The following is a 16221-nucleotide window of genomic DNA, read 5'->3' as shown; positions in this document are numbered from 1 at the left end:
CCCCCCCCCCCCCCCCCCGCGGTCGTGCTCAGTGCGCGGACTCCAGGGCGGCCGCCCACTCCTTGGTGGTGGCCACGTCCACCCGGCGGTTGAGCAGCCTGGTCAGGAGCATCTCGTGCACCTCGGGGTCGGAGTCGGCGCAGGCGTCGGAGAGGACCGTGACCTGGTAGTCCAGGTCGGCCGCCTCGAGCGCGGTGGACAGCACGATGCCGCTGGTGGCGATCCCGGCCAGGGCGAGGCGGTCGATGCCCTGCGCGGCGAGGATCTGCCGGAGGTTGTTGCCCGCGAAGGCGCTGACGCGGTTCTTGTGGACCACGATCTCGTCGCCGACCGGAGCCAGTTCGGGGTGGAAGGCGGCGCCGGGGTCGTCGGCGGTGAACAGGTGCTTCGGCAGGGCGCCGAAGACCTTGTTGCGCGGGTGCGCGTCCACGTGCCCGGCGCGCAGCCGCAGCGCGACGTGGATGACCGGGACGTCGGCGGCACGGGCGGTTGCCAGGGCGGCCGCGGCGGCCGGGACGTAGTCCGGGGACACGTGCGTGACGGTGGTCTGCTGGAGGTCCATGGCGAGCAGGGCGGTACGGGACACGGTTCGGCCTTTCGTGAGGGTGGTTCGTCGTGCGGAGGTGCGGAGGTGCGGAAATGGGTGGGGCTGGGTGGCCGCGGGCGCGGGGCGGACGGGCCGACGGGCGGGCGGGGCAAGGGAGTTGGTCGTCGGCCGGGCGGGTGACCGGGTGGCTGGCCGGTAGGTGTTTTACGCGGCGGATCGTTTCCCCGGCGCGTCCCCGGTCGGCAGGCGCCGCAGCGTGCGGTCGAAGGCGGTGGCCAGCAGGTACAGCGCCCCCGCGCCGAGCATGAACCACGCCAGGTGGTGCATCCCGCCGGTGCTCGCGCGGTCGCCGAAGGACACGGCGGTGGCGGAGGAGGCGATCATCGACCCGAGGTAGCCGAAGGTCCGCAGCAGCCCCGCCGAGGACCCGGTGCGCTCCGGATCGGACTGGAAGTACACGGAGTTCTGCAACGCGAGGCTGTTCGCGCCCTGCGGCACGCCGAAGACGACGGCCAGCAGCACCAGCATCCACAGCGGGCTGCCCGCCGTGAGGCCCAGCATCAGCGCGCACGCCGCGATCTGGCCCACCGCGCCGAGCAGCAGCTTCCCGACCACCCCGCGCCGCCGCCCGACCGTCACGGACACGCAGATCCCCACCAGGAACATCGGTATCTGCACCAGCCCGGCGTGGAAGGGCGTCAGCCCGTACCCCTCCTCGGTCCACTGCGTGAAGCCGTAGAGGAAGGCGTACGACACGACGTACGCGACCAGCGACCGGCCGTAGGTGGCGAGCAGCGGGGTGTTGCCGCCCAGCACCCGCAGATCGATGAAGGGGGTGGGGGCGCGCAACTCCCGTACGGCGAAGGCGGTTCCGGCGGCGAGGGTGATCAGCAGCAGGTACCAGTTGGCGAGGTGCAGGTTCATCAGGAAGAGCAGCAGGGAGAAGAGCATCGCCGCGAACAGGCCCATGCCGGGCAGGTCGATGCGTGCGGCCAACTCCCGCCGGGCTCCCGGCCGTTCGCCCTGCTGCTTCGGCAGCCGCAGGGCGCCGAGCGCGACCGCGAGCACGGACAGCGGGATGTTGAGCGCGAAGGTGACGCGCCAGCCGCCCAGTCCGATCAGCACGCCGCCCAGCAGCGGTCCGACCACGGCGATCGTCTGGTTGGCGACGGCGAGGGTGGTCAGCACGCCCGCCGGGCTGTCCTGGCCGGTCCGCGCGGCCTCGCTGCGCAGCAGCGCCATCGCGGCGGGGTAGCCCGCGCACGTGCCGAAGCCGAGCACGACCCGCGCGGCGATCAGCACCCCCAGGTCGGGTGCCAGGGTGCCGACGACTCCGGCGACGCCGACCAGGCCCGTACTCAGCAGGAACAGCCGGCGCGGGCCGAAGATGTCGATCAGCCGCCCGACGATCGGCTGGCCCAGCGCGGTGGCCAGGTACAGCGCCGAGACCAGCCACGCGGTCTGCGAGGGCGGCGCCCCGAACGCCTTGCCGATCGGCACGAGGGCGACCGCGATGATCGTGGAGTTGATCGGGTTGAGTACCGATCCCAGCATCATCGGGGGGATGAGGCGGCGGTCGAACGCCTTGCCGGCAGGGGCGCCGGGCGCGGCCTCGGCGGTCTGCTCCTGGCCCTCTTCCTGCTCCTGCTCCTGCTCCTGCTCAGTCACGGACGAGTCGCTCCAGTACGGCCATGGCGGCGATCACGGTCTGCCGCTCTTCCTCGGTGCACTTGTGCTCCAGCTCGCCCGCCAGCCATTCGCCGCGCGCCTGCCGTCCCGCTTCGGCCTGGCGCCGCCCCTCCGCGGTGAGCCCGATCAGCAGCCGCCGGCCGTCGTCCGGGTCCCGGCGGCGCTCGACCATCCCCAGCTCGGCCAGCCCGGCGATCGTCGCGGCCATCGACTGGTGCCGCATCCCCTCGATCGCGGCGAGGTCGCTCACGGTGAGGTGGTCGTTGTCCATCAGCTGCCCGAGCACCGACATCCGGGCGAACACGAAGCCGTCGTCCGCCGCGGCAGCCCGCACTTTGCGGCGCAGCCGCCTGATCACGGCCCGCACGTCGTTCGACGCCCGAACCGCCGAGGCCGACGGGGTGCTCTCTGTGCTCATGCACCCCACCGTAATTTAGACAGCCCAAACTGTCCAGTTTTCCTGCGCAGCTAGCCTGTGCACCTCCCCTCGGGCCGCACACCAACGCCCCCCGGCGAGCCACCACCGCTGACAGCCCTTACCGGTGCTCCAGCTCGCGGCCGCGCGGACGGGCGCGGGCGGAGCGCTCCCCGGCGGCCGAGGGGGCGGGGGTCCGGGCGCGGTAGTCGGCGGCGGTGGACTCGATCAGGGCGAGGGAGTCCTCCGGGGGAAGCGCGGCGGCGGTGAGGAGGTCGTGGGTGAGGTGGGCGAGGTTGACCGCGCCCGGGTCGGTGAAGTGGTTGCCGGTGTGGTGGGCGGTGAAGTGCAGCGCGGGGCTCTCGTCGGCGTACGTCATCAGGCGCAACGCGCCGTCGGTGCCGGTGGGGTGGGGCGTCGCGGCCAGCGGCAGCACCCGTACGGTGATGCGCCGCCGGCGGATCAGCGCGGCCAGGCTGTGCAGTTGCTCCGCCATGGTGGCGGGGCCGCCGAGGCCGCGGTGCAGGACCGCTTCACCGAGGACGGCCAGGTAGCGCGGCCCCTTCGGATCGTGCAGCACCGGCGTACGTGACAGCCGCGCTTCCCACCGGTACCGGGTGGGCCGGTCCGCGAGCAGCGGCGCGTACGTCTCCGCCACAGCTTTCGCGTACGCGTCGGTCTGTAGCAGTCCGGGGACAAGCGTGGCGTCCCACTCCTTGATGGTCGCGGCGAGCCGCTCCCAATCGGCGAGCGGGGACAGCTTGTTGGGGTCGGGCGCGGAGCGGCCCGCGGTGAGGTTCCGGACGAAGAAGCCGCCGGTGTCCAGCAGCCGGTCCAGCACGTCGGCCAACTCCGGGTCGAACCTGCGCTCCCCCTGCTCGATCCGGGCCAGGTACGACAGCTCGATGTGCAGCATGTCCGCCAACTCCCCGAGCGTCAGCCCGGCGCGCTCCCGGTAGTACCTCAACTCGGCTCCGTACAACGACCGTGCCGACAGCGCCGGGTCCAGCTTCCTCGCGGTGAAGCGTCCGGGATTGGTCATGATCGGTGCTCCTTCGGTACGGCTTAGGTACGGCGTGGGGCTCGTCCGCGGGATGCGGGATGCGGCGGCCCGGCGGGTTCTGCGACCGGAACGTCACGCGATGACCTTTCCCGTACGATGCTTCCCACGGTCCGTCAGGATGCGCAGTGCGCGCGCAGTTGGTTCGGAAACCAGCATGCTCCGCCCGCCCGTGATCCCGCAACCGAATCGGATGGAAACCGTTCCAAAACCGCGAGCGGGCGGTAGAGCCTCGACGCCCGCCACGCCCGAACGAAAGGGATGACCGTGGTCCAGCCACGCCCGACGGTGCGCCGTCGCCGACTCGCCACGATGCTGGTGCGGCTCCGCGAGGAAGCCGGCAAGACGCCGGACCAGGCCGCCGAGCAGATCGGCTGCCACCGCAGCAAGATAAGCCGGATCGAGAACGCGCACCTCGGCATCTCCGTCGGCGAACTGCGCGCACTCCTCGCGTTCTACGAGGTCACCGACCCGGAGTACGTCGAGGGCCTGGTCGGTCTCGCCCGGCGCAGCCGCGAACGCGGCTGGGTCCAGCGCCTGTGGAACGACCTGCCCTCGTACGCCGACCACATCGACTACGAGCAGACCGCCGACTACATCCGATCGTTCCAGCCCCTCCTGATCAGCGGGCTCTTCCAGACCGGCGACTACGCACGCGCCTTGTACCGGGCCAACCCGGCAATGCTCGGAGACGACGAGATCGACCGGCTGGTGGACGTCCGCATGCAGCGGCAGACGGTGCTCGAGGGCGAGCAGGCGCCGCGCATCTGCCTGATCGAGGGGGAGGCGGCACTGCGCAGCAACGTGGGGTCCGCTCGCGTGATGGTGCCGCAACTCGAGCACCTGCTCGCGCTGGCGGAGCGGCCGAACGTCGAGCTACAGGTGCTGCCGTTGAGCGCGGGCGCGCACCCGGGGCTCACGGGTGCCTTCGTGGTCTTCGGCTTCCCGAACCCGGCGTTCTCCGACGTGGTGACGGTCGAGCACCCAACTGGCACGCTGTATATGGAGACGACGGAGGAGACCAGCACCTATACGCTTACCTTCGACTCCCTGAGGTCGGTAGCCATGAGCCCAGCGGCCAGCCGCGACCTGATCCAGCGGATCAAGCAAGGGCTGTGAGACGGTAGGAAGCAGAGGTAGGGGCGATGCACGCATCCGGACTGGACGGCGCCGTCTGGCGCAAGAGCAGCCACAGTGGTGGCGACTCCGGTGGTGGACAGTGCGTGGAGTTCGCCGAGTTGTCCGCGACCGCCGCCGTCCGCGACTCCAAGGACCCCCAGGGCCCCGTGCTCACCTTCTCCACCACGGAGTGGGCCTCCTTCGTCACCGCCCTCCGCGCCGACGAGTTCCCCACCGCCTAATACCGTTCTCACGCGGCAGCCGTGACGGGGAGTGCGGGCTGGTATCACTCCCCCTCCCAGAGGAGCACCCGCGCCGAGGTCCGCCCGTCGGCGGGTCGGCATGACCGCGTCGTCCACACCTGGCACCGCACGGGACGTTGAGGCCGCGAGCAGCCCATGGCAGGCTCCTCCCGCATGATCGATGAATTCGCCAAGGACCACCTGCACGGGAGACTGCGGCGGGACCGCGAGGCGCTGGTCTGGAAGCTCGACGGCCTGTCCGAGTACGACAGCCGCCGGCCGTTGACCGTGACCGGGAGCAACCTCCTCGGCCTGGTCAAACACGTGGCCAGTGTCGAGGCCAGGTACTTCGGCGAGGTCTTCGGCCGCCCTTCCCCGGAACCGCTGCCCCGGTGGCAGGACCACGACGGCAGCGATCTGTGGGCGACCGAGGACGAGACCCGCGATCAGATCATCGAGTTCTACCGGCGCACGTGGGAACACTCGGACGCGAGGATCAACGAGCTTCCCCTCGATGCCCCCGGCCACGTGCCGTGGTGGCCGGAGCCCCACTCCCGCACGAACCTCTTCGCCGTCATGGTCCACGTCCTCGGCGAGACCAACCGGCACGCCGGGCACGCCGACATCCTGCGCGAGGGTGTCGACGGCCGAACCGGGATGCGCCCCGAACACGAGACGCGGATCGATGAGGACGCCCGCGCCGCGTACCGCGCGAAGATCGAGCAGGCCGCCAGAGGGCGAGTTGGTGTGGTGGGTGGCGGCGAACTCCGTCAGAAGGGTTGACGCGCGTGTGCAAGTCCGGTGACATGTGATGGAAATCCTTGGAAAAAGTTCGGTGTTGTTCATCTGACGACCATCGGGCCCCGCCACGGAGCGCGAACTGCGAACGATCGGTCAGGGATCGGTTCCGGCGGGGGCGGGCGGTCCAAGGCAAGGGACACGCATGCGACTTCGACGTAATCGACTCCGGCACGTGGTGACCGGGGTCGCCCTTTCGGCGCTCGTCGGCAGCGGACTGGTCGTGGCGGCCGCCGCACCCTCGACCGCCGCACCTCGCTCCGCCTCCACCCCGCAGTCCACCTCCGCCCCGCACTCCCCCGGCACGTGGACGGTGGACGACCCCGCCCGCTCGACCCTCACCGCGCAGTTGGACCTCGACTCCGCGGGCGAGCTGCACCTCGCCGTCGACCGCGGCGGCACGCCGGTGCTGCTGCCGGGCCGGCTCGGAATCCGCACCGACCAGCACGACCTGACGGCGGGTCTGGAACTGGTGAGGCGCCAGGACCGCACGGTCCACGAGTCGTACCAGATGACCACCGGCAAGCAACTGCGGCGCTCGGCCACGATGCACGAGGCCACGTTCACCTTCCGCGGCACCGACGGCGCCCAACTCGGCCTCGCTGTCCGGGTGTCCGACGACGGCGTCGCCTACCGGTACCTGCTCGACGGCAGCGACACCGGCACCGGCACCGGCACCGGCACCGTGACGGTCACCGCCGAGACCTCGTCCTTCGCACTGCCGACAGACGCCAAAGCCTGGGTCCAGCCGTACGCGACCAGCTACGAGACGGAGCGGACCGAGACCACGGCCGGCGCGGCCAACGAAGCCCAGCCCAAGACGTGCACCGGCACCACCTGCTCCTTCGGCTACCCGACGCTCTTCGAGGAGGGCAGCACCTACGTGCTGCTCACCGAGGCCGACGTGGACGGCCGCTACTCCGGCAGCCACCTCGACCACGTGGACGGCAGCGGCACGTACTCCGTCGCGCTGGCGGACGACGCGCCCGTCACCTCGCAGGGGCCGCTGTCCACGCCCTGGCGCACCGCGATCGTGGGCAGCCTGGACACGCTGGTCGGGTCGACCCTGGTGGACGACCTCGCGCCGCCCTCGAAGGTGAAGGACACCTCCTGGATTCAGCCGGGCGTGGACGACTGGTCCTGGCTGAGCGACGGTGACAGCCCCGGCGACTTCGACCGCCAGAAGGACTTCGTGGACTACGCGGCCGCCCACCGCCTGCGCTACACGCTCGTGGACGCCGGCTGGCAGGCGAGCTGGGTGCCCGAGCTGGTCCGCTACGCGCGGGCCAAGGGCGTGGACGTGATCCTGTGGTTCGACTGGAACGACCTCAAGACCCAGGCCCAGCGCGACGCCTGGCTGCCGAAGGTCAAGGCGTGGGGCGTGGCGGGCGTCAAGGTCGACTACATGTACTCCGACTCCCAGTCCACCTTCCAGTGGTACGACGCCATCCTGCGCGACACGGCCCGGCTCAGGCTGATGATCGACTTCCACGGCGCCACGATCCCGCGCGGCCTCCAGCGCACCTGGCCGCAGGTGATGAGCGTGGAGGCGGTCCGCGGTGAGGAGAACGGGCAGAACCCCACCCGCGACATCTTCCTCGCCTTCACCCGCAACATCGTCGGCTCGATGGACTACACCCCGACCTGGTTCTCCCGCCCCAACCGGCAGGACTCGCTCGCCCACGAGCTGGCGCTGCCCGTGGTCTACGAGTCCGGGTGGACCTCGCTGGGCGACAACCCCGAGGGGTTCGCCGCGCAGCCGGTGGCCGAGCGCTTCCTCGAACAACTCCCCACCACCTGGGACGAGACGCACCTGGTCTCCGGCGGCCCCGGCCAGCAGCCGGCCGGTGACCGGCAGGCCGTCATCGCCCGCCGCAACGGCGACCGCTGGTTCGTCGGCGGCATCCTGGCCGGCGCGGGCGACACGATGAAGGCGCCGCTCGGCTTCCTCGGCAAGGGCAGCTGGCTGGTGGAGACGGTCGGCGACAGCGACGGCCAACTGGTGCGCACCGTGAGGACGGTGACCGCGCAGGACACGCTGACGGTGCCGGCCGCCGCCAACGGCGGTTTCGTCGCCCTGGCCTGCCCGGCCACCAAGGGCCGCACCGACTGCGAGAACCCGGTGATCACCGCGCCGGCCACGACGCTGACGCCGGCCCCCTCGGCCGTGACCGCGGGCGCCGGCACCACGGTCGGGATCGACGCGACGTTCGAACTGCCCCAGGGAACGGCCCTGCGGCAGGTGCGGCTGGCCGTGGACCGCGACCGGCTCCCCGCCGGCTGGAGCGCCAACGGACCGGCGGTGGCGGCCGGTTCGCTGCCAGCGGGCAAACCGCTCGCCGGCCACTGGACCGTGACGGTCGGCAAGGACCAGCCGGGCGGCGAGGTCGATGTGCCCGTGGTGGCCACCTACGCCGACCCGGCCGGCGGCAACGCCCCGCCCATCCACGTCGAGGAGGTCGTGCAGGTCTCCGTACCTCTGCACGGCACGGTCTACGCCAGCGACCAGCCGTTCCTCTCCGAGACCAACGGCTACGGGCCGGTCGAGCGCGACCAGTCCAACGGCGAGGCGGGCGGGCAGGACGGGAACCCGCTGACCATCGACGGCACCGTGTACGCCAAGGGCCTGGGCATGAACGCCCCGGCCCAGGTGCAGATCGACCTCCAGGGCCGCTGCACCCGCTTCGAGGCCCACGTCGGGGTCGACGACGAGACCGGCGGGCAGGGCAGCGTCACCTTCACCGTGCTCGGCGACGACGGGCGGCAGCTCGCCGCCACCGACGTGATCCGCGGCGGACAGAGCGCGGTGGACCTGTCCGTCGACACCACCGGGGTGCACACCCTGAGCCTGGCCGTCGGTGACGGCGGCGACGGCAAGAACTACGACCACGCGGACTGGGGGCTGGCCCAACTCACCTGCGCCGGCTGACGTCCGCCGCCGCACATCGCACGCGGCACCCGGGACCGCTGCCCCGTCACCCGTTCGAGGTGGCGGGGCAGCGGGCGTACGCGCGCGGGCCGACCACACCCCGCGCATCCAGTGACGTGAAGTAGCCCCTCTCCCAACGGCGTTGACTGCTTCACTTGTTGAACCCCGGCCGCCCTCTTGACTGCGCGCACGGAACGTCGCTTTTATGCAAAGTGCACGTGGGAGCGCTCCCATACGCGTCCCCGCGCACATCTCCGACCGGCAGCGTTCCGTTCCCCCCACCGAGAGGAATCGCCCCATGGTCACCACTCCGGGCTTCGCCGGCCCCCCGAGAGCGTCCCGCGCATGGCGGGTGCCCCTGACCGCCCTCGTGGCCGCGGCCCTGATGGCCCTGATGTCCCTGTTCGCGCTGGCCGGGCAGTCGCCGGCCCGCGCCGCCGCCCCACCGGCCGCCACCGCCGCCACCGCCGCCCCGGCCGCCGGGACCGGTTACTGGCACACCAGCGGACGCCAGATCCTGGACGCGGCCGGCCAGCCGGTGCGCATCGCGGGCGTCAACTGGTTCGGCTTCGAGACCGACAACCACGTGCCGCACGGCCTCTGGGCGCGTGACTACAAGTCGATGATGGACCAGATGAAGTCGCTGGGCTACAACACCATCCGGCTGCCCTACAGCGACGACATCTTCAAGCCCGGCACGATGCCCGACAGCATCAACTTCTACAACATGAACGAGGACCTGGAGGGGCTGACGTCCCTTCAGGTCATGGACAAGATCGTGGACTACGCGGGCTCGATCGGCCTGCGGATCATCCTCGACCGGCACCGGCCGGACGCCAGCGGGCAGAGCGCGCTGTGGTACACCAGCTCCGTCCCGGAGTCGACGTGGATCACCGACCTCAAGGCGCTGGCCACCCGTTACGCCGGCAACCCGGCCGTGGTCGGCATCGACCTGCACAACGAGCCGCACGACCCGGCCTGCTGGGGCTGCGGCGACACCACGATCGACTGGCGGCTGGCCGCCGAGCGGGCGGGCGACGCGGTGCTCGGCGTCAACCCGGACCTGCTGATCTTCGTGGAGGGCATCCAGACCTACAACGGCACGTCCGGCTGGTGGGGCGGCAACCTGATGGGCGTCGGGCAGTACCCGGTGCAACTCGACGTCGCCAACCGCGTGGTGTACTCCGCGCACGACTACGCCACCAGCGTCGCCCAGCAGAGCTGGTTCAACGACCCGTCGTTCCCGGCGAACATGCCCGGCATCTGGGACAAGTACTGGGGCTACATCTTCAAGCAGAACCTCGCGCCCGTCTGGGTGGGCGAGTTCGGCACCACCTTGCAGTCCACGACCGACCAGACCTGGCTCAAGGCCCTCGTGGACTACATGCGCCCCACCGCGACCTACGGCGGGGACAGCTTCAACTGGACGTTCTGGTCGTGGAACCCGGACTCCGGTGACACCGGCGGCATCCTCAAGGACGACTGGCAGACCGTCGACACCGTCAAGGACGGCTACCTCGCCAGTATCAAGGCCCCCGGCTTCGACGGCACCACGTCCACGGGCGGTACGTCGTCCGGCACGTCGAGCGGCACGTCATCGGGTACGTCCAGCGGCGGCAGTACGGGCGGAACGGGCGGCAGTACGGGCGGCAGCAGCTGCACGGCGGTCCTGCACGTGGACAACCAGTGGGACACCGGCTTTACCGCCACCGTCACGGTCACCGCGGGCAGCACCGCCGTCAACGGCTGGACCGTCACGTGGTCCTGGCCGGGCAGCGAGAAGGAGACCAGCGCCTGGAGCGCCGACGTCAGCCAGACCGGCAGCGCGGTGACGGCGAAGAGCCTCTCCTACAACGCCGCCGTCGCGGGCTCGGGCTCCACCACGTTCGGCGTCCAGGGCACCTCGGCCGGTGCGTTCACCGTACCGGCGCTGACCTGCACGGCTTCCTGACGGACCACCACGGCACGGCGGGCCGGCCGGTCCACGAGCAGGCCGGCCCGCTGCGAGTACATCGTCACGCTGAACGCCGACACCTACGCCGTCACCGGAAACTGGCTCGGCGACGCCTATCTCGGCCTGTGCGGGCGGGAGGTCGCGGTGTCGGGCGGCAAGCGCTGGTGGACCGAGAACGCCAGCAACGTCACGGTGAACTGCGACACGAACACCACGACCGCGAGCTACATGCACTACCAGGCAACCACCGAGCCGCCCGGCAACCAGACATCGGGGATGAACTTCCGGTTCGCTCCCCAGCAGCCCGGGGCGCCGGGGAAGCTGCTGTACACGTGGACGACCAACGCCTCGTACGCGGAGCTGTACGACACGGCCGACTCGAAGGGCATCTCGGGCCGGCAGTGGTCCAAGAGCACCATGCCCACCATCCCGGTCGCGCAGGACGCCTCGCTCAGCGCGGACGCCTCGCTGGTGGGGCCGGCGTCCGGGCCTGCCGCGCGCCTGACGGCGGTCCGTACGGACGCCTCCGGCAGCCACCCGCTCGATCCGGTCACGGCGGCCGCCGACGGTTCGTTCACCTTCGAGGACACCCCGCCGGACGCGGGGACCGCGACGTACACCGTGTCGTACGCGGGCGACGCCGAGCACGACCCGGCCGACGACGCCACTACGACGGTCACCGTCGACAAGGCGCCGACCTCCTTGACGCTGGCCGCGCCGACCTCGGGTACCGGCGGCAGCGTGCACATCGCCGGGACGCTCACCACGACCGGCACCGCGCTGCCCGCCGGCACAGTGGTGCGCGTGCAGCGCCGTACGAAGGGCGGCGCGCCCTCGCTGCCGACGCTCCGGGTCGGCGCGGACGGTACGTTCGCCTTCGACGACGTGCCCGGCCCCGGCGACACCCTCTACACGGTGGACTTCAAGGGCGACGACGACCACGCCACGTCCACGGACTGGGTGGTGGTCCCGGCAACGGGCTGACGGTGCCGTACGGTTGACGGCCGGTCGGCGGGGGTCCCGCCGGCCGGCCGGGGTGTCAGTGGTGGGTGCCCTGGCGGCCGAGGGTGGTCTCGGGGGTGGCGCCGGGGCGCGTCCACTGGGGGACGGGACGGCCGGTGGGGCCCCAGGTGGCGTTGCCGTCCGCGTCCGAACGCCAGTACCAGCAGGGGCCCTTGCCCTCGGGCCACCCCTCGGGGACGTCCTGCCACGCCTCGCCGCGGCCGTAGGGGGTCATGTCGAGCAGGGCGAAGGACCCGCTGGCCGCCTCGGTGCCGCGGCCGGTGGTGGAGTAGGTGAGGAACGTACGGTCGCCGTCGCGCAGATAGCTGGTGAGGTGGCCCATCTCGCCGCCGACCGGCTCCTCCAGGCCGCGCACGGAGTACCAGGGCTGGGTGTAGCCCATGAAGTCGGTGAAGGCGGCGACCTCCTCCCAGCGGCCCGGGGTCAGGATCGCGAACGACACCCCGCGGCTGTTGAGGTACACGGCGTCCTTCATGTGCCAGGCGGTGACGGTGCAGCCCTCGCACTGGCCCTGGTGGGGCGCGCCGTCCCACCACATGTGCTTGTAGACGAGGAGTTCGTCGCGGCCCTGGAAGAGGTCGAGGAAGGGGACCGGGCCGTTCGGGCCGACGACCTCCACGGTGCCGTCGAACTCGGCCATCGGCAGGCGGCGGCGCGCGGCGGCGATCGCGTCGCCCTCCCGGGTGTGGGCCTTCTCCCGGACCAGCAGTTCGTCGCGGGCGGCCTGCCAGGTGGCCATGTCCACGATCGGCGGGCGGGCGGGGACGGCGGGCGGGGTCGTCATACGGTCCTCCGTGGGTGTCCAGTGCTGTCACCACGTCAGACTCCCGCCGCGCACGGAACTCATCGCCACCCGCGGAAACGCGGGAGACAAGGCCGCGCCAACTGCCCTACCTCCACCGTGCGTCACGCCTTTCCGCAGGTCAGGACGGTGGAACGGTCACCCGCCAGATATGGCCGCCATGCTGGCCTGTCCCCCCGGCCGCGCCCGAGGCGAGCCTGTGACGGCACCCCGGCCCTCCTTCGGCCGTCCGACGACTTACGGAGCCCCCACGAAGTCACCGACGTACGCGCACCTGGCCGTCCTCGGCGTGACGCTCACCGGCCCGACCCGGCGGTCAGCGGTCCGAAGGGTCCGACGGGTCCGACGGGTCCGAACGGTCCGAACAGCTCTGGCGGCCGCCGCCCTTGCCGTACTGCCCCTGCCCGCCCTGGCACCCGCCGCCCGAGCGGCCACCGAACTTCCCCCGTTCACCAGCGGCTTCGGCCTGACCCTGGTCGGCGCCCCCGTCGCGCACTCCCCCACCGACTTCACGCTCACCGTGACCACCCCGCAGGTGTCCGGCCCGCACCGGATACGGATCTTCCTGCCCGCGGACTACGCCGCCGACCCCGCCCGGCGCTGGCCGGTGACGTACTCCCTGCACGGCGGCGCGGGCAGCGTGGACGACCCGGCCGCACCGGCCGACCTCGCGAGGCTGGCGGGCACCGACGTCACCCTGTACACCGGCAGCAGCCTGCCGCTGGACGCGTTCACGCGGGTCGCGGCCCGGCAGGTCAAGGCCCGGCTGGACCGCCTCGGTATTCCCGCCCGCCTTGACGACTACGGCAACGGGGTGTCGCTGGCGCCCGGTTGCGACGGCGGGCACGACTACGGCTGCTGGGCTCCGGCGCTCGCCGACTACATCCCGCGCCTGCGGGCGGAGTTCGGCGCGGCCGACACCCGGGAGTAGACCGCGAGGAGGTCCTCGACCACCGCGCCGATCGAGAAGCGGTCCTCGACCAGCCGCCAAGCCGCCTCGGACGTACGGGCGTTGGTGTCGGGGTCGAGCAGTTCGAGGATCGCCGCGGCCACCAGGGGGCCGTTGTCGGCGTCGGGCCGGCTGGGGGTGATGACGCCGGCGCCGGCCGCCTCGATGTCCGGGGAGAGGCCGCCGGTCGCGGCGGCGACGACGGGGACGCCGACGGACATCGCCTCCAGCAGCGAGACGGCGAACGGCTCGACCACGGACGGCAGGACGTACACGTCGGCGGTGCGCAGCCGGGCCAGTACCTCGTCGTGGCCGAGCGGGCCGGGGGTCTGAAGGGCGTGGGCGACGCCGAGTTCGGCGGCGAGCGCGCGCAGCGGCCCGGTGAGCGCGCCGGTGTCGGGCCCGGCCAGCACGAAGCGGGCGCCGGGGTGGACGGCGAGCACCGCGGGCATCGCGGCGACGAAGTCCTCGGGGCGCTTGCGTTTCTGGACGCGCGCGGCGTAGAGGATCGTCGGCGGGCGGTCGCCGGTGCGCGGCGGGCGGCGGTCCTGGCGGGCGACGCCGTTGACCAGGCGGTGGAAGGTGGTCAGGGGGGTGTCGGGTACGACCGCCTGGACGCCGTCGCGTTCGTCCGCGGTCAGGTGCAGGATGGCGTCGGCCCGGCGCAGCACCCGTTTCAGGCCGAGCAGGTCGACGGCTTTGGCGAAGGCCTTCTCCGTCGGGTCGATCATGCCGTGGGTCTGCACCACCAGCGGCACCCCGGCGGCGAGCGCCACCAGTGCGAACGGCAGCGTGATCAGGTCGCGCATCAGGTGGACGTGCACCACGTCCGCGCCGGCGGCCATCCGACGGGCCCGGGCCAGCAGCCCGGGCGAGGTGATGCCGCTGACCTCGAAGGCGGGCAGCACGTGCCGGGCCTGGTGGACAAAGGACGGCACGCCTTCCAGTTCGGTCGGCAGCGGCCCGGTGAAGCCGTCGCCGAGGGTGGCGATCCGGGCGTCCACGCCCTTGGCCCGCAGGCCCCGCGACAGGTTGAGGGCGACCCGGGTCGGGCCGCCGAAGTCGTTGGTGGGCGTGTGCAGGGTGACCACATGCAGGACTCTCACGTGCGAAAACCGCCTCCCCCTGAGCTGCGTCGCGGCGCCCTTCCGCCGCCGGGCGCCGCCCCGGCCCCGCGTCCCCCGGCACGGCCGCCCCAGCCTAGCGGCGGGCGCCGCCACGGGTGCCCGCATCGGCGCAACCCGCCTTTCCGGGGACGGTTCCGGACTTTGCCGCATCGTCACACCCTTCGCACGGAACGCACCGCGCCCCGTGTCCCTCTAGCCCTGTGGACGGTACGGAAACGGAAGGGAAAGGGGGCGCGGCGTGAACCTCACCAGCTGGTCGACGGCGTATGTCCTGGCCGGGGTGGCCGCGGCGTGCGTGGTGCTCACGGTGTGGACGTGGCCGCGGCTGGCCCGTACCGGCTGGGGGTGGGTGGCCGCGCGGCTGGCGGTGATCGGGGTGACCCAGCTCGTGACGGTCACCGCGCTGCTCGCGGCCGTCAACGCCGACTACCAGTTCTACGGTTCCTGGAGCGACCTGTTCGGCACCGGGAAGACCGCGCCGGTCGCGATCGGCCCGAACGCGTCGGGCACCGCCCTGACCACGAGGACCGCGTTGATCGAGCCGGGGGCGACCTCGCTGCTCAAGGGGGTCAGCGGCATCCCGAGCGCGCCGGCGTCCCGCAACGGCCGGGTGGAGTCGGTGCGGGTGATAGGGCGGCGCACCGGGGTGATCGACCCGGCGTTCGTCTACCTGCCGCCGGAGTACTTCCAGAAGGCGTACGCCCGGCAGCGCTTCCCGGTGATCCTGGCGATGAGCGGCTATCCGGGCAGCATCTACAACCTCGCGCAGGGGCTGCGGGTGTGGCAGATCTCCCAGCAGCTGATGAGACAGGGCCGGATGCAGCCGACGGTCATCGTGGAGATCCGCCCGACGATCGCGCCGCCGCGCGACACCGAGTGCGTCAACGTGCCCGGCGGGCCGCAGACCGAGACGTTCCTGGCGAAGGACCTGCCCGACGCCCTCAAGGCCACCTACCGGGTGGGCCACAGCGCCACCGCGTGGGGCGCGCTGGGCTACTCCTCCGGCGGCACCTGCGCGCTGCAGCTGGCGATGCGCGACCCGGGGGTCTTCACCTCGGCGGCGGCGCTGTCCCCGGACTTCACCATCCATCAGGACATCACCACCGGTGACCTGTTCGGCAGCGGCGTCTCCCGGCAGAAGCGGATCGACTCCCACGACCTGTACTGGCGGTTGCGGCACCTGCCGATCCCGCAGGTGTCGGTGCTGGTCGCCGCGAGCCGGCACGGGGACGAGAACATCTACCCGAAGGCACGGGAGTTCCTGCGGCTGGCGAAGGCGCCGATGCGGACCGCGTCGATCTTCCCCGCCCACGGGGTGCACAACTTCAGTACGTGGACCAGTGAGATGCCCGCGGCGCTGGCGTGGCAGAGCCAGCAGCTGATCTTCCCGCAGGACGTGGCGCCGCGGCACGCGGCCGGGAAGGCGCATCCCGGTGCGAAGGGCGGGCGCGGCGCGGGGGCCGGCAGCCGGGTGGCGCACGACAAGCCGGTGCTGCGGGCGGAGCGGCGCAGGGCGGTGGGGGGGGGGGGGGGGGGGGGGGGGGGGGGGGGGGGGGGGGGGGGGGGG

General features: G+C 72.1%; 14 protein-coding genes. 8 read left to right on the top strand and 6 right to left on the bottom strand.

Annotated features, from left to right (window positions below; all coding sequences use genetic code 11):
- Positions 1-28 precede the first annotated feature (28 nt).
- The 4 genes from AC3ERT_RS35730 to AC3ERT_RS35715 all read right to left on the bottom strand — a co-directional run bounded on the left by AC3ERT_RS35730 (position 29) and on the right by AC3ERT_RS35715 (position 3693).
- A complete protein-coding gene (locus tag AC3ERT_RS35730) occupies positions 29-586 on the bottom strand; it encodes a cysteine hydrolase family protein (RefSeq protein WP_435179256.1) in 558 nt (185 codons plus the stop codon).
- A gap of 165 nt (positions 587-751) precedes the next feature.
- A complete protein-coding gene (locus AC3ERT_RS35725; protein WP_435179258.1) occupies positions 752-2104 on the bottom strand; it encodes an MFS transporter in 1353 nt (450 codons plus the stop codon).
- A 103-nt stretch (positions 2105-2207) separates the two neighbouring features.
- Positions 2208-2654, bottom strand: coding sequence for a MarR family winged helix-turn-helix transcriptional regulator (locus AC3ERT_RS35720; protein WP_335982821.1), 447 nt, complete (start codon positions 2652-2654; stop codon positions 2208-2210).
- A gap of 118 nt (positions 2655-2772) precedes the next feature.
- Complete coding sequence (locus tag AC3ERT_RS35715) at positions 2773-3693, bottom strand: helix-turn-helix domain-containing protein (protein WP_435179253.1); 921 nt, start codon at positions 3691-3693, stop codon at positions 2773-2775.
- A 306-nt stretch (positions 3694-3999) separates the two neighbouring features.
- Between AC3ERT_RS35715 and AC3ERT_RS35710 the strand changes: the two genes are divergently transcribed.
- From AC3ERT_RS35710 to AC3ERT_RS35685, 6 genes are all read left to right on the top strand, one after another.
- Entirely contained in the window at positions 4000-4830 is an 831-nt protein-coding gene (locus AC3ERT_RS35710) for a helix-turn-helix domain-containing protein (protein ID WP_435179251.1), read from the top strand.
- A gap of 26 nt (positions 4831-4856) precedes the next feature.
- A complete protein-coding gene (locus tag AC3ERT_RS35705; protein WP_435179249.1) occupies positions 4857-5072 on the top strand; it encodes a DUF397 domain-containing protein in 216 nt (71 codons plus the stop codon).
- A gap of 174 nt (positions 5073-5246) precedes the next feature.
- A complete protein-coding gene (locus AC3ERT_RS35700; protein WP_435179247.1) occupies positions 5247-5855 on the top strand; it encodes a DinB family protein in 609 nt (202 codons plus the stop codon).
- 190 nt (positions 5856-6045) lie between these two features.
- Positions 6046-8799 carry an NPCBM/NEW2 domain-containing protein gene (locus AC3ERT_RS35695; protein ID WP_435179245.1) on the top strand — a complete coding sequence of 918 codons (2754 nt, stop codon included), beginning with the start codon at positions 6046-6048 and terminating at the stop codon, positions 8797-8799.
- 298 nt (positions 8800-9097) lie between these two features.
- Positions 9098-10750: a cellulase family glycosylhydrolase gene (locus AC3ERT_RS35690; protein WP_435179243.1), complete on the top strand. Its 1653-nt coding sequence runs from the start codon at positions 9098-9100 to the stop codon at positions 10748-10750.
- Positions 10751-10897: 147 nt separating this feature from the next.
- A complete protein-coding gene (locus tag AC3ERT_RS35685; RefSeq protein ID WP_435179241.1) occupies positions 10898-11737 on the top strand; it encodes an Ig-like domain-containing protein in 840 nt (279 codons plus the stop codon).
- A gap of 55 nt (positions 11738-11792) precedes the next feature.
- Here AC3ERT_RS35685 and AC3ERT_RS35680 read toward each other — a convergent pair whose 3' ends face one another.
- Entirely contained in the window at positions 11793-12560 is a 768-nt protein-coding gene (locus AC3ERT_RS35680; RefSeq protein ID WP_435179239.1) for a DUF899 family protein, read from the bottom strand.
- Between the two features lie 217 nt (positions 12561-12777).
- On the opposite strand from AC3ERT_RS35680, the gene AC3ERT_RS35675 reads away from it, so the two are divergent.
- Positions 12778-13509, top strand: coding sequence for an alpha/beta hydrolase (locus tag AC3ERT_RS35675; RefSeq protein WP_435179237.1), 732 nt, complete (start codon positions 12778-12780; stop codon positions 13507-13509).
- Here the strand turns inward: AC3ERT_RS35675 and AC3ERT_RS35670 are convergent.
- Positions 13458-14633, bottom strand: coding sequence for a glycosyltransferase (locus AC3ERT_RS35670; RefSeq protein ID WP_435179235.1), 1176 nt, complete (start codon positions 14631-14633; stop codon positions 13458-13460). The two genes, AC3ERT_RS35675 and AC3ERT_RS35670, sit on opposite strands and share 52 nt — an antisense overlap.
- A gap of 259 nt (positions 14634-14892) precedes the next feature.
- Between AC3ERT_RS35670 and AC3ERT_RS35665 the strand changes: the two genes are divergently transcribed.
- A partial coding sequence (locus tag AC3ERT_RS35665; RefSeq protein ID WP_435179232.1) for an alpha/beta hydrolase occupies positions 14893-16221 on the top strand: 1329 nt, incomplete at its 3' end.

It is taken from the genome of Actinacidiphila sp. bgisy145 (genome assembly GCF_057708125.1).
The sequence above is the reverse complement of the archived record's forward strand: the minus strand, read 5'-3'. Positions and strand labels throughout refer to the sequence as shown.

What these genes read in the sequence shown, in the direction of transcription:
- AC3ERT_RS35715 (WP_435179253.1), bottom strand. Translation starts at nt 3,693, where the DNA reads ATGACCAATCCCGGACGCTTCACCGCGAGGAAGCTGGACCCGGCGCTG.
- AC3ERT_RS35700 (WP_435179247.1), top strand. Translation starts at nt 5,247, where the DNA reads ATGATCGATGAATTCGCCAAGGACCACCTGCACGGGAGACTGCGGCGG.
- AC3ERT_RS35725 (WP_435179258.1), bottom strand. Translation starts at nt 2,104, where the DNA reads ATGATGCTGGGATCGGTACTCAACCCGATCAACTCCACGATCATCGCG.
- AC3ERT_RS35680 (WP_435179239.1), bottom strand. Translation starts at nt 12,560, where the DNA reads ATGACGACCCCGCCCGCCGTCCCCGCCCGCCCGCCGATCGTGGACATG.
- AC3ERT_RS35720 (WP_335982821.1), bottom strand. Translation starts at nt 2,654, where the DNA reads ATGAGCACAGAGAGCACCCCGTCGGCCTCGGCGGTTCGGGCGTCGAAC.
- AC3ERT_RS35690 (WP_435179243.1), top strand. Translation starts at nt 9,098, where the DNA reads ATGGTCACCACTCCGGGCTTCGCCGGCCCCCCGAGAGCGTCCCGCGCA.
- AC3ERT_RS35705 (WP_435179249.1), top strand. Translation starts at nt 4,857, where the DNA reads ATGCACGCATCCGGACTGGACGGCGCCGTCTGGCGCAAGAGCAGCCAC.